General features: G+C 71.1%; 8 protein-coding genes. 1 reads left to right on the top strand and 7 read right to left on the bottom strand.

Annotation, left to right across the window (positions count from 1 at the left end; genetic code table 11):
• The 4 genes from AC1D12_RS12665 to AC1D12_RS12650 form a co-directional block, all read right to left on the bottom strand.
• A partial coding sequence (locus tag AC1D12_RS12665) for an alpha/beta fold hydrolase (protein WP_477840736.1) occupies positions 1-805 on the bottom strand: 805 nt, incomplete at its 3' end.
• A gap of 98 nt (positions 806-903) precedes the next feature.
• A complete protein-coding gene (locus tag AC1D12_RS12660; protein ID WP_465111370.1) occupies positions 904-1,434 on the bottom strand; it encodes an SRPBCC family protein in 531 nt (176 codons plus the stop codon).
• A gap of 18 nt (positions 1,435-1,452) precedes the next feature.
• Positions 1,453-2,457: an MBL fold metallo-hydrolase gene (locus AC1D12_RS12655; protein WP_477825465.1), complete on the bottom strand. Its 1,005-nt coding sequence runs from the start codon at positions 2,455-2,457 to the stop codon at positions 1,453-1,455.
• A gap of 10 nt (positions 2,458-2,467) precedes the next feature.
• Positions 2,468-4,474 carry a ferritin-like domain-containing protein gene (locus AC1D12_RS12650; RefSeq protein ID WP_477825464.1) on the bottom strand — a complete coding sequence of 669 codons (2,007 nt, stop codon included), beginning with the start codon at positions 4,472-4,474 and terminating at the stop codon, positions 2,468-2,470.
• 73 nt (positions 4,475-4,547) lie between these two features.
• Here AC1D12_RS12650 and AC1D12_RS12645 point away from each other — a divergent pair, with 73 nt between their 5' ends.
• The gene (locus AC1D12_RS12645; protein WP_477825463.1) at positions 4,548-5,453 is read left to right on the top strand and encodes a DUF1993 family protein; all 906 of its coding nucleotides are present in this window, start codon (positions 4,548-4,550) and stop codon (positions 5,451-5,453) included.
• A gap of 87 nt (positions 5,454-5,540) precedes the next feature.
• Here the strand turns inward: AC1D12_RS12645 and AC1D12_RS12640 are convergent, their stop codons facing one another.
• From AC1D12_RS12640 to AC1D12_RS12630, 3 genes are all read right to left on the bottom strand, one after another.
• Positions 5,541-6,965 (bottom strand): efflux transporter outer membrane subunit, encoded by a 1,425-nt coding sequence (locus tag AC1D12_RS12640; RefSeq protein ID WP_477825462.1) that lies wholly within the window; start codon positions 6,963-6,965, stop codon positions 5,541-5,543.
• Entirely contained in the window at positions 6,958-10,116 is a 3,159-nt protein-coding gene (locus AC1D12_RS12635) for an efflux RND transporter permease subunit (protein WP_477840734.1), read from the bottom strand. The genes AC1D12_RS12640 and AC1D12_RS12635 overlap by 8 nt, the downstream gene beginning before the upstream one ends.
• A gap of 40 nt (positions 10,117-10,156) precedes the next feature.
• Positions 10,157-11,268, bottom strand: a 1,112-nt coding sequence (locus AC1D12_RS12630; protein ID WP_477840733.1) for an efflux RND transporter periplasmic adaptor subunit, incomplete at its 5' end; no start/stop codon positions are given.

Here is an 11,268-nt window from a genome sequence, read left to right as displayed (position 1 = left end):
TCGCCATCCAGCGCACGACGCTGGCCGCGTGCGTCATCGGCCCGAGGTGCCCTGCGCCGGCCAGCTCGCAGTGCTGCGCCTGCGGCAGCGCCTGCGCCAGCAGCTCGACGATGCGGCGCGCCGGCGCGCGCGTGTGCTGCCCGTGGATCAGCAGCATCGGCATCGTCAGTCGCGACAGCGCCTGCTGGCCCCAGGTCGCGGCGAACAGCGCATCGAAGTGGCGCGGCACCACCGGCATGCGCGACGCGATGGCCTCGCGGCGCGCCGTGCCCAGGCCGTCCCAGGCCGCATCGCCGCCCCAGTAGCTCGTGAACGCGCGCGCCGCGGCCAGCGCGTCGCCCTGGTCCAGCAACGCAGCCACGCGCGATGCGATCTCGCGCACTTCATCGAGCGATGCATCCTGCGGTGCCAGGCGGCGGATGATGCCGACCGCGACGGGCTCGTACAGCGTCAGCGAGTGCACCCACTGCGGGTGGCGCAGCGCGATCTGCATCGCGACGGCGGCGCCGTACGAGTGGCCGACCAGGTGGATGCCGCGCCGCACCAGCCCCCAGGCCGGCTGCACGAGCTGGGTGACCGCGTTCGCGTCGATGTGCAGCGTGTTCAGCACGGCCGTCGGCCACACCGGGCTGCGGCCGTGGCCGTGCAGGTCGGGGGCGACGACCTGCCAGCGCCCGCTCAGCGCATCGGCCAGGCCGTTCCATTGCGCATGCGTGCCGGTCGACGAGTGCAGGCACAGCACGACCGGCCCGTCGCCTTGCGTTCGGGCAACCAGGCGGCCGGGGTGGGGTTGGGGCGCTTTCATGACTTCTCCAGCGGATCGGAGCCGTCAGGATGCGCGGGGCAGGTATCGGCGCCGTGTCGTGCGCCGGCCCCGATTGATTCATTCGTTTCGAACGCCTGCTACGCCTTCTCGGCCGCCGCCTTCAGGTTCGCGAGCCCGGCTTCGAAGTCGCGCCCGATCAGCGTGTCCATGCTCATGAACAGGCCCATCAGCTTCGACACATAGGGCGTCGGGCCGTGCATCGCCCAGTGCACGAGGGTTGCGTCGTCCTGCGGCTTCAGCGTGAACTCGGCGATGTTGTGGCCTTCGAACGGCTTGATGAAATCGAGCTTGATCGCCAGCGCCGCGGCCGGCGTGCTCTGCATGATCTCCATGCGGCCCTGGCCGACCTTTGCGTTGCCGCGCCATTCGTAGACGGCGCCGACGCCGCGCGCCGGGCCGCTGTGCGTGCGCACCAGCGCCGGGTCGAGCTTCTCCCACGGCGACCACTCGGGCCAGCGGTGGAAGTCGTCGAGCAGCGGGAAGATCCTGTCCGGCGGCGCCTTGATCGCGAGCGAGCGCTCGACGCGGAAGCTGTCGGGCCGGGTCGTCGCGAACAGCAGCACCGCGGCGATCAGCAGCAGCACGACGAGGGCGATGGTCATCCACATGGCAGATCCTCCGCAAGCTCAACGAGGCGGGAATTGTCGCGTCTCGCCGATCGCGAGCACGAAGAATTCTTCGTCGGACAGCGCCTGCAGCTTGCGTTGCTCCAGCAGCGCCAGCGGCGGATCGTCGAGCGCTTCGTCGGACAGCTGGAAGGTGCCCCAGTGCACGCCCAGCGAGCGCTTGGCGCGCAGGTCGCGGTGGATGCGGATCGCCTCCTCGACGTCGACATGCTGCGGCGCCATGAACCAGCGCGGCTCGTAGGCGCCGATCGGCAGCAGCGCGATGTCGAAGCCGCCGCCGTTCGCCGCGGACTGGCGCGCGGCGAAGCGCGCCTGGATGTCGATGAAGTCGCGCGAGTACGCGGTGTCGCCGGCGTAGAACAGGTGGCAGTCGGGCGCGAACACCGCGAAGCCGCCCCACAGCGTCTTCATCCGGTCGGCGAGGCCCCGGCCCGACCAGTGCTGGGCCGGCACCAGCGTCACCTCGACCGGGCCGGCCGGTGCCGGCACCGTGTACGAAGTCCACCAGTCCAGCTCGACCGCGTTCGCGATGCCGCGCCCGGCGAGCCAGGCCTTCACGCCCAGCGGCACGATGAACAGCGGCGGGCCGCCCGGCTGGCGCTGCAGTGCATCGACCGATGCGGCATCGAGGTGGTCGTAGTGGTTGTGCGAGGCCAGCACGACGTCGATGTGCGGCAGGTCGGCGAGCGCGACACCGGGTGGCAGGTGGCGTTTCGGCCCGGCGAACGGCAGCGGCGATGCGCGCTCGGAGAAGACCGGGTCGGTCAGCAGGTTCAGGCCGCCCAGCTGCGCCAGCACGGTCGCGTGGCCGATCCACGTGACGGTGGGGCGCATCGCCGCAGCGGCGCGCGCATTGGCCTGCAGGAACGCAAGATCGGGCGCGACCTGCGGGATCGGCCCGCGCGGCGGCCGCGGAACGCCGTTGCGGTGCGCCGCCCAGCGCCAGCGCAGCACGTCGGCCAGGCTTTTCGGTTCGAAGCCGGGGTAGTTGTTCCGGAACGCCATCGCGCGGCCGTCAGACGCCGTCGGCCACGAAGCCGACCACCGCATGCGAGTTGTCGCAGAACGGCTTGTTCTGCGACTGGCCGCAGCGGCACAGCCGCGTGCTGGTGAGGCGGTCGACGGTGCGGCCGGTGCCGGCGCACAGCTCCAGGTTGCCGCTGACCTCGAGCGGCCCGTTGCGCAGCGGGTCGACGCGCAGCGTGCCGTTGCGCACCGCGAGCGGCTGCGATTCGCGCGTCGGCGGCTCGCCGCTCGCCTTGAAGCCGGCGGCGTTGTGCGAGCCGTCGCAGAACGGCTTGTTGGCCGACTGGCCGCAGCGGCACAGCGTGGCACGCAGCGACGAGCCGCCGTTCGGCGGGGCCGCCAGCGCCATCTCGGCATGGAAGGCGAGCGGGCCGTTCTCGCGCAGCCGCACGGTGTTGACGAGCGGTGCCGCCTCGGCCGGGCCGCCGTCCAACCGCTCGTAGGTGACCGCGCCGGACGGGCAGGTGTGGGCGACGATCGCGATGCGCTCGGGCGTGGCCTTGTCGGGGTAGAGCCAGTCGCCGGGCGTGTTCGCGAGGAAGACCTCGGGCTCGCCGAGCACGCAGTGCCGCGCGTGGATGCAGCGCTGCGTGTCGAAGCGCAGCAGCACGTCGCGGCCGCGGGCTTCGTCGGGTGGTTTCGGGGCGGCGCGGGGCTCGGCCGGCGCGGGTGAGGCGGCGGTGACGGGCGGCGGGGCCACCGGTGGCACAGCGGTCGCGGCTTGGCCCGCGATGGCCGGCCAATGCGCGTCATGGTCGGCCGACCAGTAATTGGAGAAGCGCCGCATCGCCTGCGCATGCCGGGCGAGCCACGGCTGCGCGCCGGGTTGGGCGGCCATCGAGGCCAGCCGGTCGGCGACGCAGCCGCAGCGCTCGGCGAGCACCAGCGTCGCGGTCTCGACCGACAGGTAGGTCAGCACGGTGCGGGACGCGGTGAAGGTCATGCCGGCATTGACACCAGGGTGCTTGTCGCTGGCCGGCAACGCCGACAGCGCGCTGCCCATGTCGCCGAGCATGTGCATCAGCGCGAGCGTCTGGTCGGTCATTTCGCGCCGGCGCGCGGTGGCGGTCTCGGAGCGTGGCGTCACGTCGGCGAGCGCCGACAGCAGGCGCAGCATCAGCTCGTAGCAGACGTTGGCGACGTCGAGCAGCGTGGCAGCCGGCTCGGCGGTGACGTGCACCCGCAGCCCGCTGACGACCGGGTTGCGCATCACCGGGTTGCGCGCCGCCGGGCGGGCCGGCTCGAAGCCCGGGCGGCGCGCCTTCAGGCCCTGCCATTCGCTGCGGATCGCGCAGAAGCGCGCGTAGTGCGAGCCGCTCTTGCTCTCGCGCGAGCCTTCGCCCTGTTGCACGATGAAATCGACGGCCTGGCGCGCCTCGGCCAGCGTGCCGACGGTCATCAGTCCGGGCAGGCGGAAATCCTGCATGGCCAACTGCGCGGCCCGCGGCCCGATGAACACCTTCGCCTCGCCGCTGTGCTGCACCAGCAGCTCGCAGCTCTCGGCGATCGATTCGTACAGCTCGCCGACGGTGGTGTAGTCGTCCGGCAGCATCGACAGCCGGCCGGCGACCGAGCGGCGGTGGTAGCTGGTCTTCTCGTAGCGCGTGCCGTCGCGCTCGGCCACGTCGGCCGGCCGCTCGAGGTAGACGAAGTGGTCGAGCGTGGCCTCGTCGAACGGTGCGAGCTCGACCGCGATGTCGGCCGGGAACAGCCCCGCGGCGATCGGGAAATTGAAGCGCCGGTAGTGCGGGCGGGCGCCGATCGCGACCGCGATGTTGTTGGCCAGCACCAGGTGCAGCATCTCGTCGGTGGCGATCGCGATGATCTCGCGGCGCCAGCGCTGCACGGCGGCGAGTTCGTCGGGCTCGAGCCCCTCGTCGGCGTGCTGCTTCAGCGAGAACGCCGCATAGAGGTAGGTGCACATCAGGCAGTGCTCGATCTCGGCGGCCTCGGCGAGCATGCCGACGAGCTGGGCGCGGTGGGAGGCGGGGGTCATGGCCGGCAGCATGCCGGGGAGGGCGCCGCGATGCAAGGGCGCCGCGCGAGAGCCCGACTGCTACGCTCGTGCGATGAACCCACCTCCGCTCTGGCAGGCCTCGGTGCCTGTCTTCCTGCGCTACCTGGAACGGCTGCGCCGCTGGCTCGACCTGGCGCAGGCCCACGCGCCCGGGCCGGACGCCGAACGGCTGCTCGGCGCGCGGCTGGCCGACGACATGAACCCGTTGGCGACGCAGGTCGTCATCGCGGCGAACTTCGCGTTGCGCGCCTGCCATCCGCTTGCGGGGCTGCCGGTTCCTTCGCCGGGCGAGCCCGGCCCCGGCTTTGACGGGCTGCGGGCGCTGGTCGATCGCGTGACGGCGATGGTGCGCGAGCTGCCGCAGGAGCGGTTCGACGGCGCCGAATCACGCCTGCTGGAGAGCCAGGCTGGCGACGCGCTGGTGCGCCTGCCGGCCACCGAGTTCCTGCAGCACTACGCGCTGCCGAACTTCTTCTTCCACCTGACGACCGCGTACGCGATCCTGCGCAGCCGGGGCGTGCCGATCGGCAAGGCAGATTTCGATGGCCTGCATGCCTATCCGCCGGCCGGCAGCGACGGCGCCGGGGCGGCCGACGAGCGCCGTGCCGAAGAGCTCCGCGAGATCGAACGTTCGCGGCTGCGCGCGCTGGTCGACGGCGACATCCCGCTCGCCCGGCGCCTGCATGCGCCGCAGTTCCAGCTCGTCACGCCGGCCGGCAGCGCGTTCACCCGCGACGAGTACCTCGGCCGGATCGAGCGGCGCGAGCTTCGCTACCTGCGTTGGGAGCCTGGTGCGATCGAGGTCCGCCTCCATGCCGACAGCGCGGTGCTGCGCTACCAGGCCACGCTGGCCTTCGAGCCGGACTCGCCGTTCCGGTGCTGGCACATCGATGCGTACGAGCGTATCGACGGCCGCTGGCAGGTGGTGTGGTCGCAGGCCACGGCGATCAAGCCCTGATCCCCGCGCGGCCCTGTCTCGTAGCCCGGATGGCAATCCGGGGTCTTCGCGTGTTGCCACGATCCCGGATTGAAATCCGGGCTACCGTCAATTGGCCCCCGCGTCCTTCCACCCACCCCCCAGCGCCTTGTACAGCGTCACCAGGTTCTGCGCCTGCAGCGTCTGCACCTGCACCACCGCCTGCTGCGCGGTGAACAGCGAGCGCTGCGCATCCAGCACGTCGAGGTAGCTCGCCGCGCCGTTGCGGTAGCGCAGGTCGGCCAGCCGGTAGCGCGCCTGCTCGGCATCGGCCTGCGCGCGCTGCGCCCGCGCCTGCTCGCCGAGCGTCGCGCGGCCGGCCAGTGAATCGGAGACCTCGCGGAACGCGGTCTGGATCGCCTTCTCGTACTGCGCCAGCGCGATCTCGCGGCCCACCTTCACGCTGTCGAGGTTGGCCTTGTTGCGTCCCGCGTCGAAGATCGGCAGCGTCGCCTGCGGCTGGAAGCTCCAGCCGAACGAGCCGCTCTTGAACAGCCCCGACAGCTCGCTGCTCACCGAACCGACCAGCCCGGTCAGCGTGATGCGCGGGAAGAACGCCGCGCGCGCCGCGCCGATGTTGGCGTTGGCCGCGATCAGCTGCTGCTCGGCCGCGCGCACGTCGGGCCGGCGGTTCAGCAGGTCCGACGGCAGGCCGGCCGGCACCTCCGGCAGCACCTGGTCGGCCACCAGCGGCACGCCCGCCGGCAGGTCGTCCGGCAGCGCCTGCCCGAGCAGCAGCACCAGCGCGTTCTCGTCCAGCGCGCGCTGGCGCGTCTGCTGCGCAAGCGACACGCGGGCCGCCTCGAGCAGCGATTCGGCCTGCCGCAGGTCGAGCTCCGAACTCGCGCCGTTGTCGAACTTCAGCCGCGTGAGCTTCTGCGAATCCTCTCGCGTCTTCAGCGTCTGCTTCGTCACCTCGAGCAGCTCGTCGTCGGCCAGCAGGTTGAAGTACCCGTTGGCAACCGACGCGATCAGGCTGATCTGCACCGCCTTGCGCGTCTCCTCGGTGGCCAGGTACTGCGCGAGCGCCGCYTGGCTCAGGCTGCGCACCCGGCCGAACAGGTCGAGCTCGTACGACGAGACCGCCAGGCCCACGCTGTAGGTGCTGGTGATCGTGTCGGGCCCGGCCGTCTGGCGCAGGCCGCTGGCGGCCGCATTGACCGTCGGCCATTCGTCGGCACGCCTGATCTGGTAGGCCGCGCGCACCTGCTCGATGTTCAGCACTGCGACGCGCAAGTCGCGGTTGTTCTTCAGCGCGAGCTCGATCAACCGCTTCAGGCGCTCGTCGGCGAAGTAGCTCTGCCATTCGACGTCGCTCGCCTTCGGGCCGGGGCGCGGGGTCGTCGCCTCGCCGGCGAACGAGCCGGGCACCGGCGCCGGCGGGCGCTCGTAGGTCGGGATCATCGTGCAGCCGGCCGCGAGCAGGGCGCTGGCCATCAGGGCCAGGGCAGGGGCCGGGCCGCGCAGCAGCCGGGGGCTTCGGGAATCACTCATGGGAACCATCCTTCGGCGTGCCATTCAGTTCATGCGCGTACATGCGGCGCTGCCGCTCGCTGCCCTTGAAGATGCGGCGCACCACGACGAAGAACACCGGCACGAAGAACACCGCCAGCAGCGTCGCGCTGAACATGCCGCCCATCACGCCGGTGCCGATCGCGCGCTGGCTCGCCGAGCCCGCGCCCGACGCGACCACCAGCGGCAGCACGCCGAGGATGAAGGCCATCGAGGTCATCAGGATCGGCCGGAAGCGCAGGTGCGCCGCTTCCAGCACCGATTCGACCACCCCCTTGCCCTGCGCATGCAGGTCCTTCGCGAACTCGATGATCAGCACCGCGTTCTTCGCGCTCAGGCCGATCACCGTGATCAGGCCGACCTTGAAGTAGATGTCGTTCTCCAGGCCGCGGAAGGTGGCCGCCAGCACGACACCCAGCACGCCCAGCGGCACCACCAGGATCACCGACAGCGGGATCGACCAGCTCTCGTACAGCGCCGCCAGGCACAGGAACACCGCGAGCAGCGAGAAGCCGAGCAGGATGAACGCGGTCGAGCCCGACAGCTTCTCCTCGCGCGACTGGCCGGTCCACTCGAACGCGAAGCCCGGCGGCAGCTGGCCCGCGAGCCTCTCCATCTCGGCCATCGCCTCGCCGGTGCTGCGGCCGTGCGCGGCGTCGCCGGCCAGCCGCATCGTCGGGTAGCCGTTGTAGCGGATGGTCTGCACCGGGCCGCTGATCCAGCGCGTCGTCGCGAACGCCGACAGCGGCACCGGCTGCCCCTTGCTGTTCAATGCGTTCAGGCGCAGCAGGTCGTCCGGCTGCATGCGTGCCGGCGCATCGGCCTGCACCACCACGCGCTGCAGGCGGCCGGCGTTCGGGAAGTCGTTGATGTACGCCGAACCCAGCGCGGTCGAGAGGGTCGAGTTGATCGAATCGAAGCTCACGCCCAGCGCGTTCGCCTTGTCGCGGTCGACGTCGATCTGCAGCTGCGACGCGTCTTCCAGCCCGTCGGGGCGCACGCCCGCGACGATCTTGCTCTGCCCCGCGAGGCCCAGCAACTGGTTGCGTGCCGCCAGCAGCGCCGCGTGGCCGTTGCCGCCGCGGTCCTGCAGCCGGAAGGCGAAGCCGGACGAGGTGCCCAGCTCGGGGATCGGCGGCGGGCTGAGCGGGAAGATGAACGCATCGCGCACGCCCATCAGCGCGCCGAACGCGCGGCCGGCCAGCGCCTGCGCCGAATGCTGCGCCCCCTTGCGTTCGTCCCAGTCCTTCAGCGTCACGAAGGCGAGGCCGGCGTTCTGGCCCTGGCCCGAGAAGCTGAAGCCCAGCACGCCGACCATGCTCTGCACTTCCGGCTGCTTCAGGATGAAGCCCTCGACCTGCTGCATCACCTCGACCGTGCGGTTCACCGTCGCACCCGGCGGCAGCTGCACGTTGACGATGATGTAGCCCTGGTCCTCGGCCGGCAGGAACGACGCCGGCAGGCGCGAGAAGGTCCAGCCCACCGCGGCGATGATCGCCGCGTAGATGATCAGGAAGCGGCCGGCGCGCTTGAGGATCTTCGCGACCCAGCCTTCGTAGCCCTTCGCGGTGCGGGCGAAGCCGCGGTTGAACCAGCCGAAGAAGCCGGTCTTCTCGTGGTGGTGGCCGGCCTCGACCGGCTTCAGCAGCGTCGCGCACAGCGCCGGTGTGAGCGACAGCGCCATGAAGGCCGACAGCGCGATCGACGCCACCATCACCGCCGAGAACTGGCGGTAGATGTTGCCGATCGAGCCGGCGAAGAACGCGAGCGGCACGAACACCGAGATCAGCACCACCGTCACGCCGACGATCGCGCCGGAGATCTGGCCCATCGCCTTGCGGGTGGCCTCGCGTGGCGACAGCCCCTCCTCGCTCATGATGCGCTCGACGTTCTCGACCACGACGATCGCATCGTCCACCACGATGCCGATCACCAGCACCATGCCGAACATCGTCAGCACGTTGATCGAGAAGCCGAGCCCGAGCAGCACGCCGAAGGTGCCCAGCAGCGCGAYCGGCACGACCAGTGTCGGGATCACSGTGTAGCGCCAGTTCTGCAGGAACAGGTACATCACGACGAACACCAGCGCGACCGCCTCGAGCAGCGTCTCCACCACCTGCGAGATCGAGATCTTCACGAAGCGCGAGCTGTCGTACGGCACGCTGTACTTGACGCCCTGCGGGAAGTAGCGCGAGAGCTCGTCCATGCGCTTGCGGATGGCGGTCGCGGTGGCCAGCGCATTGCCGCTCGGCGAGAGCTGCACGCCGATGCCGGTCGACGGCTTGCCGTTCAGGCGCGCCGAGGTGGCATAGGTCTGCGCGCCCAGCTCGATGCGGGCGACGTCCCGCAGGCGCACGGTGGAGCCGTCGGCGTTGGCGCGCAGCACGATGTTGCCGAACTGCTCGACGTTGCTCAGCTGGCCGTTGACGACCACGGTCGCGAAGATCGACTGCCCCGGCAGGTTCGGCAGGTCGCCGATGGTGCCGGACGAGACCTGTGCGTTCTGCGTGCGGATCGCGGTGGCGACGTCGGCGGCCGACAGGTTGAAGCCGACCAGCTTCGCCGGGTCGATCCAGACCCGCATCGCGCGCTCGGTGCCGAACAGCTGGGCCTGGCCGACGCCGGGGATGCGCTGGATCTCGGGCAGCACGGTGCGCGACGCGTAGTCGCCGAGCGCGATCGGGTCGTAGGCCGGGTTCTCGGACGAGAGGATCGTGAACAGCAGGAAGTTCGAACGCGCCTTGTCGACCCGCACGCCCTGCTGCGTGACGGCCGACGGCAGGCGCGGCGCGGCGCGGCTCAGCCGGTTCTGCACGTCGACCTGCGCCAGGTCCGGGTTGGTGCCGGGCTCGAAGCTGATCGTGATCGAGCCGGTGCCGTTGGCCTGGCTGACCGACTCCATGTAGAGCAGGCCGGGCGAGCCGTTCATTTCCTGCTCGATGACGCTGATCACGCTGTCCTCGAGCGTCTGCGCCGAGGCACCGGGGTAGGTGGCCGACACGACGATGGAGGGCGGTGCGACCGGCGGGTACTGCGAGATCGGCAGCTGCGTGATCGCCACGCTGCCGAGCACGATGATGAACAGCGCGATCACCCACGCGAAGATGGGGCGATCGATGAAGAACTTGGCCATGGAGGAAGGCTCGCTGGTTCTGTCTTTTGGGTGGCCGGGGTCAGCTGCCGGAGGCGGCCGATGCAGGCGCGGATGCTGCGGCGGCCGACGCCGCGCGTGGCTGCCACGGCACCGGCTTCACCGGGCCCGGGCCGCGCAGCTTCTGGAAGCCGTCGACCATCACCTGCTCACCGGGCTTCAGGCCGTCGGTGACGAGCCACTGGCCGTCCTGCGCGGCCGAGCCGATCTTGATCGGGCGCGGCGCGACCTTGCCGTCGGCGCCGACCACCATCACGGTGTCGCCCTGGTTGCTGCGCGTGACGGCCTGCTGCGGCAGCGCGATCGCGCCGTCGACCTGCGCCTGCTCGAGCCGCACGCGCACGTACATGCCGGGCAGCAGCAGGCCGTCGGCGTTCGGCACCTCGGCGCGCAGCGTGATCTGGCCCGAGGTCGCATCGACCGTCAGGTCGGAGAACAGCAGCTTGCCGGGCTTCGCGTACTCGGTGCCGTCTTCCAGCACGATGCGCACGATCGCGGCCTCGCCGCCGGCGGCGCGCTTGAGCTTGCCGGCCTCGAGGGCCTTGCGCAGCTTCAGCGTCTCGGTGGTGGACTGCGTGAAGTTCACGTACATCGGGTTGATCTGCTGCACCACGGCCAGCTGGGTCGCCTCGCCCTGGCCGACCAGCGCGCCTTCGGTCACCAGCGCGCGGCCGATGCGGCCCGCGATCGGCGAGGTGACGGCCGCGTAGCCGAGGTTGATCTGCGCGGTCTGCAGCGCGGCGCGCGCCGACGCGACATCGGCCTCGGCCGACTTCTGCGCGGCCACCGCGTTGACGAAGTCCTGCTTGCTGATCGCGTTCGCCTCGATCAGCGGCTTGTAGCGCTCGGCCTGCGCGGTGGCCTGCGTCAGGTTGGCCTGCGCGCGGGCGAGCGCGGCCTGGGCGCTCTGYTGGCTCGCGACGTACGGCGCGGAATCGATCTGGAACAAGGCCTGCCCGGCCTTCACGTCGCTGCCTTCGCGGAACAGCCGCTTCAGCAGGATGCCGGCCGCGCGGGCCCGCACCTGCGCGACGCGCGAGGCCTCGAGCCGGCCCGGCAGCTCGGTCACGAGCCCGACCTCGCGCGGCGCGACCGTCACGACCCCCACCTCGGGCGGCGGCGGCGCGCCGGCCC

Source organism: Rhizobacter sp. P1_G5, assembly GCF_056405435.1.
Note: the sequence above shows the minus strand (reverse complement) of the source record. Positions and strands in the feature narration are given on the sequence as shown.

Excerpts from the sequence above, each read along its gene's own strand:
- AC1D12_RS12660 (WP_465111370.1), bottom strand. The coding sequence starts at position 1,434 with ATGTGGATGACCATCGCCCTCGTCGTGCTGCTGCTGATCGCCGCGGTG.
- AC1D12_RS12655 (WP_477825465.1), bottom strand. The coding sequence starts at position 2,457 with ATGGCGTTCCGGAACAACTACCCCGGCTTCGAACCGAAAAGCCTGGCC.
- AC1D12_RS12650 (WP_477825464.1), bottom strand. The coding sequence starts at position 4,474 with ATGACCCCCGCCTCCCACCGCGCCCAGCTCGTCGGCATGCTCGCCGAG.
- AC1D12_RS12645 (WP_477825463.1), top strand. The coding sequence starts at position 4,548 with ATGAACCCACCTCCGCTCTGGCAGGCCTCGGTGCCTGTCTTCCTGCGC.